Annotated in this window: 13 protein-coding genes; 9 read left to right on the top strand and 4 right to left on the bottom strand. The window is 69.6% G+C overall.

All coding sequences use genetic code 11. The annotated features are described in order from the left end of the window. Positions 1–35: 35 nt before the first annotated feature. The 3 genes from FHU34_RS29705 to FHU34_RS29695 all read right to left on the bottom strand — a co-directional run bounded on the left by FHU34_RS29705 (position 36) and on the right by FHU34_RS29695 (position 2,673). Positions 36–1,046, bottom strand: a complete 1,011-nt coding sequence (locus tag FHU34_RS29705; protein ID WP_145785952.1) for a CU044_5270 family protein — start codon at positions 1,044–1,046, stop codon at positions 36–38. Further along, the gene (locus tag FHU34_RS29700; RefSeq protein WP_167524983.1) at positions 1,046–1,600 is read right to left on the bottom strand and encodes an RNA polymerase sigma factor; all 555 of its coding nucleotides are present in this window, start codon (positions 1,598–1,600) and stop codon (positions 1,046–1,048) included. The genes FHU34_RS29705 and FHU34_RS29700 overlap by 1 nt, the downstream gene beginning before the upstream one ends. 92 nt (positions 1,601–1,692) lie before the next feature. Beyond that, positions 1,693–2,673 carry a DUF6461 domain-containing protein gene (locus FHU34_RS29695; protein ID WP_145785951.1) on the bottom strand — a complete coding sequence of 327 codons (981 nt, stop codon included), beginning with the start codon at positions 2,671–2,673 and terminating at the stop codon, positions 1,693–1,695. Between the two features lie 236 nt (positions 2,674–2,909). Here FHU34_RS29695 and FHU34_RS29690 point away from each other — a divergent pair, with 236 nt between their 5' ends. From FHU34_RS29690 to FHU34_RS29665, 6 genes are all read left to right on the top strand, one after another. Beyond that, positions 2,910–3,494, top strand: a complete 585-nt coding sequence (locus FHU34_RS29690; protein ID WP_145785950.1) for a hypothetical protein — start codon at positions 2,910–2,912, stop codon at positions 3,492–3,494. After that, positions 3,487–3,855, top strand: coding sequence for a hypothetical protein (locus FHU34_RS29685; RefSeq protein WP_244312049.1), 369 nt, complete (start codon positions 3,487–3,489; stop codon positions 3,853–3,855). The genes FHU34_RS29690 and FHU34_RS29685 overlap by 8 nt, the downstream gene beginning before the upstream one ends. 499 nt (positions 3,856–4,354) lie before the next feature. Beyond that, complete coding sequence (locus tag FHU34_RS29680) at positions 4,355–5,158, top strand: HAD family hydrolase (protein WP_145785949.1); 804 nt, start codon at positions 4,355–4,357, stop codon at positions 5,156–5,158. A gap of 217 nt (positions 5,159–5,375) precedes the next feature. Next, positions 5,376–6,272, top strand: a complete 897-nt coding sequence (locus FHU34_RS29675; RefSeq protein WP_145785948.1) for a hypothetical protein — start codon at positions 5,376–5,378, stop codon at positions 6,270–6,272. After that, a complete protein-coding gene (locus FHU34_RS29670) occupies positions 6,269–7,633 on the top strand; it encodes a methyltransferase (RefSeq protein WP_145785947.1) in 1,365 nt (454 codons plus the stop codon). The genes FHU34_RS29675 and FHU34_RS29670 overlap by 4 nt, the downstream gene beginning before the upstream one ends. Next, a complete protein-coding gene (locus tag FHU34_RS29665) occupies positions 7,528–8,160 on the top strand; it encodes a TetR/AcrR family transcriptional regulator (protein WP_145785946.1) in 633 nt (210 codons plus the stop codon). The genes FHU34_RS29670 and FHU34_RS29665 overlap by 106 nt, the downstream gene beginning before the upstream one ends. A 7-nt stretch (positions 8,161–8,167) precedes the next feature. On the opposite strand, the gene FHU34_RS29660 is transcribed toward FHU34_RS29665, so the two are convergent. After that, positions 8,168–8,914, bottom strand: coding sequence for a Fic family protein (locus tag FHU34_RS29660; protein WP_145785945.1), 747 nt, complete (start codon positions 8,912–8,914; stop codon positions 8,168–8,170). A gap of 482 nt (positions 8,915–9,396) precedes the next feature. Here FHU34_RS29660 and acs point away from each other — a divergent pair, with 482 nt between their 5' ends. The 3 genes from acs to FHU34_RS29645 all read left to right on the top strand — a co-directional run bounded on the left by acs (position 9,397) and on the right by FHU34_RS29645 (position 17,146). Then, positions 9,397–11,361, top strand: coding sequence for an acetate--CoA ligase (gene acs, locus FHU34_RS29655; protein ID WP_145785944.1), 1,965 nt, complete (start codon positions 9,397–9,399; stop codon positions 11,359–11,361). Positions 11,362–11,585: 224 nt separating this feature from the next. Next, positions 11,586–14,381 carry an immune inhibitor A domain-containing protein gene (locus tag FHU34_RS29650; RefSeq protein ID WP_145785943.1) on the top strand — a complete coding sequence of 932 codons (2,796 nt, stop codon included), beginning with the start codon at positions 11,586–11,588 and terminating at the stop codon, positions 14,379–14,381. A 332-nt stretch (positions 14,382–14,713) separates the two neighbouring features. Further along, entirely contained in the window at positions 14,714–17,146 is a 2,433-nt protein-coding gene (locus FHU34_RS29645; protein WP_145786462.1) for an immune inhibitor A domain-containing protein, read from the top strand. Positions 17,147–17,171: the final 25 nt, after the last annotated feature.

The following is a 17,171-nucleotide window of genomic DNA, read 5'->3' as shown; positions in this document are numbered from 1 at the left end:
GCGGTCCCGGAAATCGCCAGCCCTGCCTTCGGCGGTCAGCCGAGCCGATCGGTCCAGGCAGTTTCGAGGATCACCTGGTACGAGCTGATCCGCACCGGCGACATCGTCAGCCGTTCGTTGGCGAGCAACTCACCTGTCGTGGAATCGAAGACCAGGAGAGACTGCGCGTCGTGTTCGCGGTCGTCGAAGGTGACGGCAACCCCGCCCCGGCCGGCGCGGTCGGTGACCTCCCCGCGCCAGCGGAAGCCGGGCACGTCGGCGAGGACGCGCAGGATCTCCGCCCGGGTGGCGCGTGGCACGACGTATCGCCCATAGAGGGTTGCGACCTCCTTGCTCGCGGCCCCGGCGCCGTACTTGACCTTCAGCAGCTCACGCAGCTCGATCGGGTCAGCCGACGGAGGCGTGAGCTCCCGGGGCGGGAGCGGGATGACGGACGGAGCGGGGGTCACGCCGACCGCCGGGCCCAGACCGGGTCTGCGCTGCCAGTAGTCCCGAGACTCCGGGTCGGGGTACTGCGGCTCCAGGTGGACGATGGTCTGCTGCCCGGTGCCGTCGGCGGCCCGCCAGATCTTCCTCTCGTCGGCAAAGGCCACGTGGTGGCGGCCGTCGGCGGACGTCATCACCGGGTCGCCCCACACCTTGGTGTGGTGGTACATGTAACGCCCGCCGCGGCCGTCGTACCCCGCATTCTTGATCTTGTCGGCGAGCGCGCGCAGCCGCGGGCCTGCCGCCGGCGGATCCGCGTCGAACTGGTACGCCACCGGCACGAGTACCAAACCCGCTGCCGCCGCCGGTCCCCCCGGAGTGTCCGGTGCGTCCCCGCCGAGCGGCTGGAGCACCGCCACGGCACCGACCGCGACCGCCAGCGTCCCGGCCGTCAGGACCAGCCGGCGGGTCGGGCGTACGCGCCGACGCCCGGCCACCAGCTCGGTAGCACCGGCGCGGTCGATCAGCTCGCGCGCCGAGACCAGCGGTGGCCCGACGTTGGCGTTCCGGGCCGGGTCGGCGGGGCCGAGAAGAGTACGGGTTCGCTCTGCTCCGAACATCACAGATCCTCTCGAATGGTCACCAACACCGGACGACGCCGGGACTGAGCGGGCCGGTCCGACATCGCCTCGACGAGACGTCGGCGGGCGCGGTGCAGGCGCACCGCAGCGGTTGCCCGGGTACAGCCCAGGACCTTGGCTGCCTCGGACACCGTCAACTCCTCCCAACCGACCAACCGGAGGATCTCCTGGTCGATCTCACCGAGGGTGGCCAGGGCGGCCCGGAGGTCGGCGACCCCGACGGTGGTGTCCGCACCGGACGAACCGCCCAGCCGAGCCAGCTCGACGTCGCTGATCGGCAGGAGGTCCGGGGCGGTACGTCGCGTCCGCCACTGGTTGGCCAGGAGGCACCGGGCCACCCCGTACAGCCAGGGCAGGCTGCGGTCGGGCACCTCGACGCGACGACGCCAGGCGACGACGAAGACCTCCTGTGCCAGTTCCGCCGCGGCGTCCCCGTCGGCGAGCCGGCGCAGGCCGTATCGGACGATGTGCGCGTACTCGGCGGCGTAGAGGCTGGTGAACCAGCCCTCGTCGCGCCCTGCTGGTGGACCCACCCGAACCCCCACTGCCTCGGCGTCTCTCACAGTGACTTGTGTCGCAGAGGGCCCGAGGATTACCGCGTTGCCGATGACCAGTGGTCGAGTGGTCAGCCGACCTCGCGGACCAGGCGGTACAGGTCGTGGCGGACGGTCGGCCAGTCATCGCCAACCGCGTGTCGAGCGGCACTCACCGCGTCGAGCGCTGCCAACCCACTGCCCGTCGCCGAGTGCAGGGCGTGGACGGCGGAGGAAAAATCGTGCACGTCGGCGCCCTGCACCTTGAGGCGGTGGATGATCCTCGAACGGGCTTCCTCGTCCAGGGTCACGCCCCGCTCGACGGCGTCCACCACCTGCTGCACGAGCTCGCCGTCGCTGAACCTGAACCGCGTGGTGACCGCCCGCACGGCAAGCGTCAGCGCCGAACGCCGCACCTGCTCCGACGAGGCGCGCAGCCGCGCGTCGAGGTCGGGCTCGTAGTGGCCGAAGTTCGAGGGCGGCCTCGGATCAGGCGGGATCGAGCCGAGCCGTACCGTCACCCATGGTCCGGCCTGCGGATCGGCGCCCTCGTCGCCGACCCACTCGGCGGGCAGCCGTACGCCGGTCCGCCGCTCGACGAACGCCATCGCCGCGGCAGTCACCTGGCCGGTGCCGCGCGCCGCGCGCACGTCGGCCAGGTCGTCGTCGAACGCCGCCGGGTCATCGCCGTACCGTCGGTCGGGATCGTTCATGTCCATCCAGGCGAGCACCTTGCCGTACACCGCGTAGGTGAGGCCGCCATTGCCGTTGATGGTCCAGTCGACCGTGTGAACCCGCAGGCCGTCGCTGGCCCAACGCAGCACCTCAGGTCGGCTCAGCGCACAGCCGTTGTCCTGGAACACCACCACGTTCGGGCCAATCTGCGCCAGGTCGGCGAGCTCGCCCGACTGGCTGTCACCCGGCTCCACACGCCTGGCCCGAAGGCGCTCGATGACGCCGTCGACGGTGGCCTCGGCACTCGCCGGCTGCACCACGGCCCAGCTCAACCCTTCGGCGAGCCAATCCCGATCGGCCAGGAAGTCGTCGTAGTAACGCACCATGTCCGACACCATCCGAACACGCTACGACGATCGCGGCTCCCTCTGGGTCCCCCGGAGCTAGCGGGCCGGTGTCCGGTCCGTCAGCCGGGGCAGACCAAGAACGCTGGTGGTCTGAGAATCAGCAGAAGGTCCCGGACGGCTGGTCGGCGTTGTCCGATGGCGTCGGCGGGCGGGTTCGGCTGTACGACAGGCCGACGCGCTCTGATGCGGAGCGACTCTAGGCTGACGCCCATGTCGTGGAGCATGCAGTGATCGACCTGGACAAGCGCGATCATCAGCCGACGGAGTCGAATACCACTGCCCATGACGACCCCGTACCCAAACAAAAAATGGTTCTGGGGCTCGTCGCCGTCTTCGTCGTCGGCGTTCTGCTCGGCGGCTTCGCTGTCCAACGGCGAGCGTCGCACGAGGAGCGGGAGCGGAACTCGATGGTCGCGCTCGTGGCCTTCCCTCAATCGGCCAGTTTGGGAAGCTCGAACTTGCAAACGGTCACCCTGGACGGAGGCAGCGGTGCCGCCCAGATCAAAATGACCGGGCATTTGATGGTGATCAACGCCGGCCCCGCGCCGATCATCGTTAGACGGGTTGCCGTGGAAAGGTCGGGCATGGTGTCAGCCAGCACTGGGGCACCCCGACTGTCACCCCTTGGCGGCACCGGTGAGCTCGTGGTCGAGCTGTTGTTCGAGTGCTCGGTCGCGTTTTTCCAGGAGCCGCTGCCCCTGGGTTTCGAGGTCGAGACCGAGGACAAGCACGTTCGAGAAATCAGCTACCCGGTCACCCTCGCAGGAAGCGACTGGCAGCGCATCGCCCCGACCAATTGCAAGCATGCATAGGCGCCGCGGCTCCGAACCCGGCGAGATATACGACGACGACCCGGTGGACGAGCAGCCCGTCTTTACCGACCCGTGGTGGGACCTACGCCGAGGTGGCCCAACCGAACATCAACAACGTGAATCACTGCACGCCGAACTTCTGACCGAGGTGGCCGCCGGGCATCCCCTACACGACCGGACCGTCCGAGTCATCGGCAGGTCCACAGCATCAGACGACATCGTCGTGGAGTTGGCCTCTGGTGGCTGGGCCCAGGTGCACCTCACCTGGAAGTGCTCGCCCGAGAGACCACCCTGGCCCAGCGTCACCTTCTACGGCACGGTCGAGGCCCTCGAAGAGGACATCCACGAGCCAGACTGGTGAGGACACCGAAGATCATCTGGCCGGGATACAGGACGAAATTTCCGCACGCCGTTGCGTCACGGACGGACGGGATCCCGATCTCGGCGGCAGCCGGTGTCCGGTTTCAAGACGTGCGTAAAGACTCGACGCAGACGGAGGCGTCCTGTGAGCTGCGGCGGAGTAGCGCTCCCAGAAAGGGACGACCCCCGTCGGGGGGAGACGGGGGTCGTCGAAGGTTCGGCTCCGGGGGGGTCGAGCCGAACCACTCAGCGGTCACGGGGGGTGCAACCGCCGAGCGTCTGCCTGTTGTCGGGTATGTGAAAGCTCGTCGTACGGACAAGTTTGCCTGAGCGCGCCCGTCACGTCGAGTGGTGCTTGCTCCACTCACCGCGAAAATCTCCTCGCAGAGTGTGAGCGCGATCACGCGGAGCGGAGATGGTGGTGCCTGCCCGCAGGTGTGAGGGGTGGCCTGACCCCGGGCACCCGCCGACGATAGACCATCCGGCTAGACTTTCGCGCCGTGGGCCGAAGTGCCGCTTTCTTCGATCTGGACAAGACCGTCATCGCCAAGTCGAGCGCCCTGGCGTTTGGTCGGCCGTTCTACCGGGACGGCTTGATCACCCGGCGTGACGTGGTCAAGTCGGCGTACGCGCAGCTGATGTTCCGGCTGGGCGGCACCGACGAGCAGACCATGGCCCGAACACGGGACTACCTGGCTGCGCTTTGCAAGGGCTGGCAGGTGGAGCAGGTCCGCCAGATCGTCGCGGAGACACTCCACGAGCTGATCAACCCTTACGTGTACGCCGAGGCAGCCGTCCTGATCGCGGAGCACCAGGCGGCGGGGCGGGACGTGGTGCTGGTGTCGGCGTCGGGCGAGGAGATGGTCCGGCCGATCGGCGAGTTGCTCGGGGTCACCGACGTGATCGCCACCCGGATGACGGTCCGCGACGGCCGGTACAGCGGTGAGGTCGAGTTCTACGCGGCCGGCCCGAGCAAGGTCGAGGCGGTCAGCGAGCTGGCGGCAGCCCGGGACTACGACCTGGCCGACTCGTACGCCTACTCCGATTCGTACAGCGACCGTCCCCTGCTGGAGTGCGTCGGCCACCCGAGTGTGGTCAACCCGGACCGGCAGTTGCGCAAGCTGGCTTCGGAGAACGCGTGGCCGGTGCTGGAGTTCCGGCACCCGATCCCGCTGGGCCGCCGCCTGCGGGAGCGACCCGCGGTGCCGGTGGCCGCGGCGGCGCTCGGCGTCGGCGTGGGCGTGGCCATCGGCATCGCCTGGTACGGCCGGCACCGTCGCACTCGCGCGGCCACCACCGCCTGACGAGGCCCGCCCAGCCGCGCACGATCACCGTCACTGCCTGACAAAGCCCGCCCGGTGGTGCGTGCGTCGCTACCCAGGCTCCTCGGCAGCACTCCCCGCAACGTCGAGTGTCATCTATCCGATACAACGCGTCGCCCCCGCTCGTACACGGGATTGAGCGAGCGCTCAAGTAGTCGTACCCTCGTTTTGAGCGAACGCTCAAGACGGGGGAGATCGCATGACTGTTGACGACGAGCCGACACAACGCACGGTCAGTGCACGCTGGATCCTGGCCGGCCTGATCACGCTCCTCGGGGCGGTCCTCTTCGTCGGGGTGGTCAACCAGGGCCGCGCGGACAGCGCGATGCTCTTCGTGGCGCTTCCGGTGCTGCTGGCCGCCGGCCTCACGCTCGCACCTCACCGAACAGCCCACGGCCAGGTCTTCGCGGCCACGACGATCGCCCTGTTGCTGGCTGCGGTGGCACTGCACGAGGGCGCGATCTGCGTCCTCCTGGCCGCGCCGTTGGTCTACGCGGTGGCACACGGCACCACCGCGCTGATCCGCGTCCTGCGGGACGCCAACCGCCCGTACGTCATGGTGGCCGTGCCTCTGCTGCTCCTGCCCGGCCTGGAGGGCAGCGGCATCGCTCCCCGGGTCGCCCCGGAACAGACGGTCGAGGTGACCCGGGTCGTCGGGCTTCCGGTGGACCGGGTGGCCGAGCGTCTCGCCACCGGCCCCCGCCCGACCGCTGTCCAATCGGTGCCGCTGCGGCTCCTGGGCGTGCCCACACCCGGGCAGGTCACCGGCGACGGGCTCGACGTCGGCGACAGGTGGATGTTCGGCTACCACGGCAGCGCGCACGGGCCGGGCGGCCACCTGCTCGCCGAGGTGGAGAGCGCCGCCCCGGGGCAGGTCGGTTTCCGTTTCGTCGAGGACAGCTCCATCACCGCGCGCTGGTTCACCTGGCGGCACGCGCAGCTGAGCTGGCGGGCTGTCGACAGCGGGCACACCGAGGTCCGGGTCCGGGTCGACTACACGCGGGGCCTGGACCCGTCCTGGTACTTCGGCCCGCTGCAGCAGGTGCTGCTCGGCGCCGGGGTCGGGCACCTTCTCGACATGCTGGCGTTGGAGTGACCGTCGCCCGCTGGCTGAGCCTGGCACTGCCGCTGGCCGCCGTGCTGGCCGTCGGCGCTCGGGAGCGGGACCGGTCGGTCCGGGCCGCGGGGCTGCTGGCGTTCCTGACCGCCGGGATCGGCATCGCCGCGCTGCACGAGGTCGCTCGCCTGGCCGGCTGGTACGCCTTCGCTCCGGCCGACGGCGCGTACCGGGGGATGCCGGTCGACCTGTGGATCGGCTGGGCGGCCCTCTGGGGCCCGCTGCCGGTGCTGCTGCGCCGGGTGCTGCCGCTGCCGATCGCGCTGGGTCTGCTGCTCTGGGTCGACGCGGTGGCGATGCCGGCGCTGCACCCGCTGGTCAGCCTCGGACCGCACTGGCTCGTCGGGGAGGTGGTAGGCCTGCTCGTGGTGGCGCTGCCTGCCCAACTGCTCGGGCGGTTCAGCGCCGACCGCCGGCACCTGGGCGCGCGGACGTCACTTCAGGTGGGAGTCTTCGCCGCCCTGCTGCTCTGGTTCGTCCCCAGCCTGGCCTTCGAGGTGGGCTACGGGTCGTGGGCCGGGCTGACCGAGCTGGACCGCACCGGGATGCTCGTCGTCGCGCAGCTGGCCCTGCTGGTGGCCGCGCCTGCCCTGGCCGCCGTCGCGGAGTTCGCCGTGCGGGGTGGCGGCACGCCGTACCCGTGGGATCCGCCGCGTCGTCTGGTCACCACCGGCCCGTACGCGTACCTGGCCAACCCGATGCAGCTCGCCGCCGTGGTGCTGCTGCTGTTCACCGCAGCGGTCACCCGGAGCGTCGCAGTGGTTCTGGCGGCGGTGTCGGCGACGGCGTTCGGCGCGGCGGTGGCCGGGCCACACGAGCACCATGACCTGCGGACGCGGTACGGCGACTCCTGGCGGTCCTACCGGCGGCAGGTACGCGACTGGTGGCCCCGCTGGCGGCCGTACCCCTCCGAGCCGTCGGCGGTGCTCTGGCTGGACGACGACTGCGGGCCGTGCGCGGCCCTCTGGCGGATGTTGGCCCGGCGGCACCCGGTCGGCTTGCGGATCCGGCCGGCCCGGGAGCACGAGCACGTGCTGTGGCGGGCGGAGTACGTGGGCGGCGACGGTCACACGGAACGGGGGGTGGCCGCCGTCGCCCGCGGACTCGAACATGTCCACCTCGGTTGGGCGTTCGTCGGTTGGACGCTACGACTGCCCGGGGCCACCTGGCTGGCCCAGCTGGTGACCGATGCGATGATCGCAGCGCCGCATCCGGCCCGCCCGAGAGGAGAGCCATGTCCGACACCAAGCAGCGTCTCCTCGACGGCGCCATCGCCGCCATCCGCGAGCACGGCATCGCCGGTGTGTCCGCCCGGACCATCGGCGCCGCAGCCGGAGTGAACCAGGCCCTGGTCTTCTACCACTTCGGCACGGTGGACGACCTGCTCACGGCGGCCTGCCGGGCCAGCACAGCGGAGCGGGTCGAGCGATGGTCGGAGCGGTTGGCCTCGGCCGGGTCGCTGCGCGAACTACTCGCGGTCGGGCGGGAACTGCACGAGGAGGAACGCCAGCTCGGCAACGTCACCTTCCTGGCCCAGATGCTGGCGGGGGCACAGGCGGACCAACGCCTGGCCGCCCCCACCGCCGGCGCGCTCCAGCTGTGGGTGGACGAGATCGAGATGGTCCTGCGGAGGCTGCTCGCCGGCTCTCCGTTCGCCGAGGTCGCCGACGTGCCCGGCCTGGCCCGCGCGGTCTCCGCCGCGTTCATCGGGCTGGAACTCTACGACGGGGTGGACCCGGCGGGCGCCGACCAGGCGATGGCGGCGCTCGACCAGCTCGCGCTCCTCATGGAGATCGTCGACGATCTCGGGCCGATCGCCCGCCGGGCACTGCAAGCGAAGGTCAGCCGGGCGACGCGGCGGGACTGATCGCCGCTCAGGCGGCGGCGAGGACCTCGTCGCCGATGGCGGTGAGCTGGTCGGCGCCCACCTCGACGGCCGCCATGTAGTGGCGTAGCCAGGAGCGCAGCCCGTCCGGGGTGCCGGTGGCGAACGCCCCCGCCGAGCCGACGTACTCGGGCTCCCGCTCGCGATGCCCGACGTCGACGGCGAGCAGGCCACGCGGGTCGAGGCCGCTGGCGAGCAGAACCAGCCGGGCGGCGCCCCGGGCCACCACACCGGACGGCCCGGCGAACGGGCGCAGGTTCAACAACTCCCCGTGTACGACGGCGGCGAGCACCAGTGGGGAGACCTTCGTTCCGCCGGCGACCAGCCCGGCCAGCCCGTCCAGCCGGGTGGCGACCACGGGGTCGGCCACCGGGCGGCCCAGTTCGGCTTCCGGCACCAGATCCCGGGCGGCGAGGACGTGCAGCTTCGCGAGAGCCTGCCGGGGTGCCTTGGGCCAGAGTTCGCTCAGGCCGGGTAGCGCTCCGGCGACCCGCAGCGCCCCCTGGAGCACCGGGTCGGTGACGGTGCCGGCGCGGACCGCCTCCCGTTCGTGCACGGCCCCTTCGAGGGCGGCGCTGGCCACCGCGGAGCGGAGGCTGACCTCGGCCGCGACCTGGCCACCGTGTCGGCGCAGCGCGCGGTGTCCGAGCGCCTGGTCGAACCGCGCGCGGGCCTGCTCGACGGCGGCGGCGATGTCGGCGAGCGCGAGCAGCGGGGCGAGCGGGTCGGTGGTCACCCCGTCACGCTAGCGACCCGTCCCGGCCCGGCGAGCCACACCCGGCCGCAACGCGAGCCGCGCCACCCGCGCCAGCCCGTCTGCGCGGCTCTCGCCCTTCCCGGCGCGCGCCCCCCAGATCCACTCGGCCCGGCCCACCGGCCCACCGCGTCATGGTCAACACGGCATCGCCGATGTTGCGGTGTCCTAGCGTCGCGATACCCCGATATCGGCGAACTCGTGTCGATCATGGGCATACCCACCGCATGCGGCGTGTGACCGCGCCGGCCAGGCCCACCCCGTGCCGGGATGTGACCGCACGGGCGGGCTGCGGGCGGGGTGGGACCGCGCGGGCGGGCTGCGGGCGGGACGCGTCCCGCCGTCGGGCGCGTGGCGAGGGCCGCTCGGCGCGACGAGCCGGGCAGCCCTCGCTGGCCGAGGGCCCGCCGACTACCCTCGTGGCCAGCGAGACCCAGGTCACCCGAGCGACGAGGAGTCACGGCATGAGCGAGGCATTGGCAAATCTGCTGAACGAGACGCGCCAGTTCCCCCCGCCGGCCGAACTCGCCGCGCACGCCAACGTCACCATCGACGCGTACGCCGAGGCGGAGGCCGACCGGCTCGCCTTCTGGGCGAAGCAGGCGGATCGCCTGGCCTGGTCGAAGAAGTGGGACGAGGTTCTCGACTGGTCGAACCCGCCGTTCGCGAAGTGGTTCGTGGGTGGCCAGCTCAACGTGGCGTACAACTGTCTCGACCGGCACGTCGAGGCCGGGCTCGGCGACAAGGTCGCCATCCACTGGGAGGGCGAGCCGGGCGACACCCGCACCATCACGTACGCCGAGCTGCACGAGTTGACCTGCCGGGCGGCGAACGCGCTCACCGACCTGGGGGTCACCGCCGGCGACCGGGTGGCCATCTACCTGCCGATGATCCCGGAGGCGGCGGTGGCGATGCTGGCGTGCGCCCGGGTCGGCGCCGCGCACAGCGTGGTCTTCGGTGGCTTCTCGGCCGACTCGCTGAGCAACCGGATCCAGGACGCCAGCGCCAAGGTGGTCATCACCGCGGACGGTGGTTACCGGCGGGGCAAGCCGTCGGCGCTGAAGCCGACTGTGGACGAGGCCGTCGCGAGCTGTCCGTCGGTGGAGCACGTGCTGGTCGTCCGCCGGACCGGCGAGGACGTGGCGTGGTCGGACAAGGACCACTGGTGGCACGAGACGGTGGAGACCGCGTCGGCCGAGCACACCGCGCAGCCGTTCGACTCCGAGCACCCGCTGTTCATCCTCTACACGAGCGGCACCACGGCCCGGCCGAAGGGCATCCTGCACACCACCGGGGGTTACCTCACGCAGGCGTCGTACACGACGCACGCGGTCTTCGACCTGAAGCCGGAGACGGACGTCTACTGGTGCACCGCGGACATCGGCTGGGTCACCGGGCACTCCTACATCGTCTACGGCCCGCTCTCCAACGGCGCGACCCAGGTGATGTACGAGGGCACCCCGGACACCCCGCACAAGGGTCGGTTCTGGGAGATCGTCGACAAGTACAAGGTGAGCATCCTGTACACCGCTCCCACCCTGATCCGAACGATGATGAAGTGGGGCGAGGACATCCCGGCCGGCTTCGACCTGTCGTCGTTGCGCCTGCTGGGCAGCGTCGGTGAGCCGATCAACCCGGAGGCGTGGATCTGGTACAGGCAGCACGTCGGTCGGGGTGAGCTGCCGGTCGTGGACACCTGGTGGCAGACCGAGACGGGCGCCATCATGATCTCCCCGCTGCCGGGGGTCACCGCGGCGAAGCCGGGTTCGGCGATGACCCCGCTGCCGGGCATCGTGGCCGACGTGGTGGACGACCAGGGCCAGTCGGTGCCGAACGGTGGTGGCGGCTACCTGGTGCTGCGTGAGCCGTGGCCGTCGATGCTGCGCACCATCTGGGGTGACGACGACCGGTTCATCGAGACGTACTGGTCGCGGTTCCAGGGCATGTACTTCGCCGGGGACGGGGCGAAGAAGGACGACGACGGGCACATCTGGCTGCTCGGCCGGGTGGACGACGTGATGCTGGTGTCCGGGCACAACATCTCGACGACCGAGGTGGAGTCGGCGTTGGTGTCGCACCCGTCGGTGGCCGAGGCGGCGGTCGTCGGCGCGACCGACCCGACGACCGGTCAGGCGATCGTCGCGTTCGCCATTCCGCGCGGCAGCACGGACATCAGTGGCGACGCGGGTGAGCAGCTCATCGCGGACCTGCGCAACCACGTGTCGAAGACGCTCGGGCCGATCGCCAAGCCGCGCCAGATCATGCTGGTGCCGGAGCTGCCGAAGACCCGCTCCGGCAAGATCATGCGCCGGTTGCTGCGGGACGTGGCGGAGAACCGGTCGCTGGGCGACGTGACGACGTTGCAGGACTCCTCGGTGATGGACCTGATCTCCTCCGGGATGAGCGGCGCGAAGTCCGACGAGGACTGACGAGTAGACGTACCCCTGCGGTGGGTGGCGGTCCGGACGGACCGTCACCCACCGTTGTCTTTTGTGGAGGTACGACCAGCAGCGCTCCCACCGAACGGGTAACGCATCGATCACGATCCTGTCGTACGGCTTGTTCGTCATTTAGTTTCACGCTCGTCGGCCGGTCTCGACGCGCCCCGGCGCACGGGTCCCACCGACGTCCTCTGCCCGAGAAACGGAGTGGCATGAACAGAAACTCCCGTCCGGGGTCGCGCCGACGACTACTCGTCGCGTTGCCCGTCATCGCCCTCGCGGCCACGTCACTGACCGTGACCGGCAGCGCGGCCGCCCAGTCGTCGTCCCCCACCCCCAGGGCGGTGATCGGGGCCGACGAGCACTACATCAACTACGCCGAGCCCGAGGTGCAGCCGGACACCAACGGTCGTGAGGTCAAGGGCAAGGGCGGCGTCTACACCCCTGCTGCCGAGTCGGCGCGTGCGTTCGACCAGAAGCACGCCCGGGGCAACCCGGTGGCGGCCCGGCAGTTGGCCAAGGCCGAAGCCCAGTCGCTCAAGACTGGCCAGAACCCCCGCAAGTTCAAGAAGGCGCCGACCACACAGACGGCGAAGCTGCTGACGCTGCTTGTCGAGTTCAACGACAAGGCCAACGACGACTTCACCGGCGTGATGGTGCCGAAGACGGTGTTCGAGGACCGGACCTGCGTCCCCGGCACCGTCCAGAACGGCCCGAAGCACAACAAGATCCCGGACCCGGCGCGACTGCCGCACGAGGACAACAACTCGATGTGGGTGCCGGACTTCTCGCCGCAGCACTACAACAAGATGCTCTACAGCAAGAAGGGCATCACCGAGCGGGTCCGCACCGACCTGAAGGGCCCGGACGGCAAGAAGGGCATCGACCTGTCCGGTCGCACGATGCACAACATGTACCTGGAGATGTCCAAGAACGCGTACACGGTGGACGGGCAGGCCAGCCCGTGGATCACCGTGCCGCACTCGGAGGGCTGGTACGCCGCCAACCGCTGCTTCCAGGACGAGACGGGCGCCTGGGTCCCCGGCCGTGAGCAGTCGATGAACGGCCACCCGGACAACCCGGCCGGCGCGGGCCGCCTGGCGACCGACGCCATCGACGCGCTCGTCGCGAAGGACCCGACCTTCCCGTGGGCCGACTACGACATCGAGGACCAGGCCGACCGCGACGGTGACGGCAACCTCTTCGAGCCAGACGGCGTGATCGACCACCTCGTGCTGGTGCACGCCGGTCAGGGCAAGTCGCGCGGCGGCGGCGCCGAGGGCGTGTACGCCGTCTGGGCGCACTCCTCCACGGTTGCCGGCGGCTACACCATCCCGGGCACCAACATCAAGGCGTCGAACTACATCGTGCAGCCGGAGGACGCCGGTGTCGGTGTCTTCGCCCACGAGTTCGGTCACGACCTGGGCCTGCCGGACCTCTACGACACGTCCGGCAACGCCGACTCCGATGTGGACTTCTGGGACCTGATGGCCTCGGGCTCGCACTCGGGTGAGATCTTCCAGGCGCTGCCGACGCACATGGGTATCTGGGACAAGTGGGTGCTCGGTTGGGCCGACCCGCTGACCATCCGTCCCGGCTCGAACCCCCGCGAGGTCAAGCTCGGCCAGACGTCGCGTACCCCGATCGACTCCGAGGACGGCATCAAGGTCGACCTGCCGGACAAGGTGACGACGCTGGCCACGCCGCACAGCGGCACGAAGATGTGGCACAGCAACAACGACCAGGAGTGGGCCGACGTCAAGCTGAGCCGCTCGGTCGACGTGCCGGCGGCGGCCGACTCGAAGTTCTGGATGTGGAACAACTACATCATCGAGGAGGACTGGGACTACGGCTTCGTCGAGCTCTCGACGGACGGCGGTACGACCTGGACCGAGCAGAAGGTGTACGACGAGTCCGGCACCGTGGTCACCACCCCGGACGGCTACGCCGACCCGAACGGCCGGATGAACGACTTCGGTGGCAAGAAGTACGGCCTGACCGGCAGCACCGACGGCTGGCGGCACGACTACGTCGACCTGTCGGCGTACGCCGGCACGACGGTCCAGGTGCGGCTGCGCCTGGCCACCGACGAGGCGTTCGAGGAGCGCAACTGGTTCGTCGACGACTTCTCGGTCACCGGCGGCGGCGCCACCACCTGGAGTGACGACGTCGAGGGCGGCGCCAACGGCTGGACGGCCACCGGCGGCACCTTCGTCGACACCACCGGTGGCGGCTGGAAGGTCTCCAGCGGCACCGAGGTGCACGCCCAGTACTACCTGGCGGAGTGGCGCAACTTCGACGGCTTCGACAAGGGCCTCCAGTACGCCTACGACACCATCTACTCGCACGAGGCGTGGAAGGTCGACCGGATCTCCTACAACGCCCCGGGCATGCTGGTCTGGTACCGGGACACCGCGCTCGGCGACGTCAACCACGTCACCGGGCAGATGACCGCCCTGCCCAGCTACGGCGCGAAGGGCGGGTTGCTCATCGTCGACTCGCACTTCGACCCGCTGCGCCGCACCGGCGAGGCGGCCGTGAAGGACCCGTCGGTGACGGACAACCTGCCGAGCCGTCCGCAGTCGTCGAACGCGGCGTTCTCGCTGAACCGGACGTACCCCTTCACGGAGTGCCTGGAGGCGGCGGACGAGCCGTACAGCGCGTACTGCACGAAGTTCAAGGGGTTGCCGCCGGTGAAGTCGTTCACCGACGCCAAGGGCTGGTACCCGGGCATCGAGATGCGCGACGGTGCCGCGTACGCCCGGGACAACGACGCGTCGGTGGTCCTGCCGTCGCGTGGCAACGCGCCGTACACCACCCGGGTCACCAACCCGGACGGCAGCCCGGCGCCGGAGTTCTACGGCGTCACCCTGGGCGGCGGGGCGATCGTGCTGGGCACCGGTAACCCGGGCGACCAGGGCGTGAACTACGGCGTCTCGCTCACCATCAAGAAGGCGGCGAACGACAACTCGTCGGCCCAGATCTTCGTCACCCCGGCGAAGAAGTAACGGTTTTCCAGTTCGACAACTGACTGTGGGGCCGGTGACGGAGACGTCACCGGCCCCACTGTCGTACATCGATCAAATTGATCGAAATGGGTCGCTGTATACGGGACCGGGCCAATCATCGCTGGTCAGCGTGGCTGATGAAGCCCTGGTGTGTGACGGTGAAAAGCATTCCCAACAAAATCTTGCAACAAATCGACGCGTCCGTCTTCCCACCCGTCCCAGCAGTGTCTATGTTCACCATTGGTCCCACTAGTGGGATCGATCTCCCACCGGCCCGTACCCCCGTTGGGCCGGTTCCCTCACACCGGAGGTACCACGTGCGCAAAGTCGCAGTGGGTCTGCTCGGGCTTTCACTGACGGCGACAGGCCTGGCGTTCGGCCCGTCCGCCTCGGCGGCCCCGCAGCCCAAACTGCCGGCAGCAGCACCGGCCGCTGCCGAACCACAGGCGCTGAAGGATGAGCTCCCCGACAAGCTCGAGGAGAAGCGCCGCGCGCTGCGTCAGCAGGGTCTCGCCGACGTGCTGACCGGTCGCAGCAAGCCGATCGAGCGCAACGGAAGCACGGTTGTCAAGGTCGGCGAGGTCGGCAAGGCGGGCACCAACGCCCGCGCCCGCACCGCCGGCGGCGGCCAGGAGACCAGGGATCAGTACGTCGAGCTCAAGCGTGAGCGGACCGACAAGATCTTCGTGATCCTGGCCGAGTTCGGTGACGAGCGGCACCCGTCCTACCCGGACAAGGACATGAACCCGGACATCGCCGGACCGGCGACGTTCGACGGCCCGCTGCACAACAAGATCCCCGAGCCCAACCGGGCAGTGGACAACTCCACCATCTGGCAGCCGGACTTCAGCCCGGAGCACTTCCGCCAGCTGTACTTCGGCACCAACCCGGGCGACGAGTCGCTCAAGCAGTACTACGAGGCGCAGTCCTCGGGTCGCTACACCGTCGAGGGTGAGGTGACCGACTGGGTCAAGGTCCGGTACAACGAGGCCCGCTACGGTCGCTCCGACGACCCGAAGGCCGACGACGACCCGACCGGCGACCCCGCCGTCTGCGGCGACAACGTCTGCTCGAACACCTGGGCGCTGATCCGCGACGCCGCCAACCAGTGGGTCGCCGACCAGAAGGCCAAGGGCCGGACGGACGCGCAGATCGCCGCCGAGATGAAGTCCTTCGACCAGTGGGACCGCTTCGACTACGACGGTGACGGCGACTTCAACGAGTCGGACGGCTACATCGACCACTTCCAGATCGTCCACTCCGGCGGCGACCAGGCCGACGGTGACCCGCAGCAGGGTGAGGACGCGATCTGGAGCCACCGCTGGTCGGCCTTCAACAGCTCGCCCGTGGGCCCGCCGAACTTCCCGATCGGCGGCACCCAGATCGGCAACACCGGCGTCTGGATCCGCGACTACACGATCCAGCCGGAAAACGGCGGTCGTAGCGTCTTCTACCACGAGTACGGCCACGACCTCGGTCTGCCGGACGACTACGGCCCCGCCGACAACAGCAACGAGCACTGGACCCTGATGGCCCAGAGCCGGCTCGGTGCCAAGAACGACGTCGGCATCGGCGACCGGGGCGGCGACCTCGGCGCCTGGAACAAGTTCCAGCTCGGCTGGCTCGACTACGAGGTCGTCGTGGCGGGGCAGAAGCAGACCCTGGAGCTCGGCCCGCAGGAGTACAACTCCAAGAAGGCGCAGGCCGTCGTGGTGGTGCTGCCCAAGAGGGAGTACACCTTCAACTACGGCGCACCGTTCGAGGGCTCGAAGCAGTACTTCTCCGGTAACAAGGACAACCTCGACGGCACCATGACGAGGACGTTCGATCTGACCGGCAAGTCCGCGGCGGCGCTGTCACTCAAGGGCAAGTACGCCATCGAAGCGGGCTACGACTACCTCTACTTCGAGGCGTCGACGGACGGCGGCCAGACCTGGACCGACCTGGACGGCACTGTCAACGGCCAGCCGATCGGCGTCGACGGTGCCGGTCGCCCGGCCCTCGCCGGCACCAGCAACGGCGCGTGGGCGGACATCAACATCCCGCTGACCTCGGTCGCCGGCAAGACGGCGCAGGTTCGCCTGCACTACGTCACCGACGGCGGTGTGTCCGAGGGCGGCTTCTTCGGTGACGCGATCACCGTGACCGCCGACGGCCAGACCGTGCTCAGCGACGGTGCCGAGACCGACGCGGGTTGGGCGCTCGACGAGTGGGAGGTCGTCGGTGCCACCTACACCGACGAGTTCGACAACTTCTACATCGCCGGCAACCGGTCGTACGTCTCGTACGACAAGTACCTGAAGACCGGCCCGTACTTCTTCGGCTACGCGAACACCCGCCCGGACTGGGTGGACCACTACGCGTACCAGGAGGGCCTGCTCATCTCGTACTGGAACACCCGCTGGGAGGACAACAACACCGCCCCGGCCTCGCCGACCAACCCGGGTGGTCACCCGGGTGAGGGTCGCAACCTGTACATCGACGCGCACCCGCGCCCGATCTACAACCTGACCGGTGCCCCGTGGCGCGCCCGCGTCCAGATGTACGACGCGCCGTTCAGCCTGAACAAGGCCGACTCGTTCACCCTGCACCTCAACAGCCAGCCGCAGTACATCCGTGGCCAGGCTGCCGAGCCGCTGTTCGACGACACCAAGAAGTACTTCTACGAGGAGCTGCCGAACCACGGCGTCAAGCTCCCCGCCACCGGTGTCAAGATCAAGGTTCTGGAGCAGGACGGCACCTCGATGAAGATCCGGATCAGCTGACCACTGGTCAACCAGCACCAAGCGA

This window comes from Micromonospora taraxaci (genome assembly GCF_007830095.1).
GTDB lineage: Bacteria > Actinomycetota > Actinomycetes > Mycobacteriales > Micromonosporaceae > Micromonospora > Micromonospora taraxaci.
This window is presented reverse-complemented; position numbering and strand designations above follow the sequence as displayed.

What these genes read in the sequence shown, in the direction of transcription:
- FHU34_RS29685 (WP_244312049.1), top strand. Translation starts at nt 3,487, where the DNA reads ATGCATAGGCGCCGCGGCTCCGAACCCGGCGAGATATACGACGACGAC.
- FHU34_RS29665 (WP_145785946.1), top strand. Translation starts at nt 7,528, where the DNA reads ATGTCCGACACCAAGCAGCGTCTCCTCGACGGCGCCATCGCCGCCATC.
- FHU34_RS29675 (WP_145785948.1), top strand. Translation starts at nt 5,376, where the DNA reads ATGACTGTTGACGACGAGCCGACACAACGCACGGTCAGTGCACGCTGG.
- FHU34_RS29695 (WP_145785951.1), bottom strand. Translation starts at nt 2,673, where the DNA reads ATGGTGTCGGACATGGTGCGTTACTACGACGACTTCCTGGCCGATCGG.
- acs (WP_145785944.1), top strand. Translation starts at nt 9,397, where the DNA reads ATGAGCGAGGCATTGGCAAATCTGCTGAACGAGACGCGCCAGTTCCCC.
- FHU34_RS29705 (WP_145785952.1), bottom strand. Translation starts at nt 1,046, where the DNA reads ATGTTCGGAGCAGAGCGAACCCGTACTCTTCTCGGCCCCGCCGACCCG.
- FHU34_RS29650 (WP_145785943.1), top strand. Translation starts at nt 11,586, where the DNA reads ATGAACAGAAACTCCCGTCCGGGGTCGCGCCGACGACTACTCGTCGCG.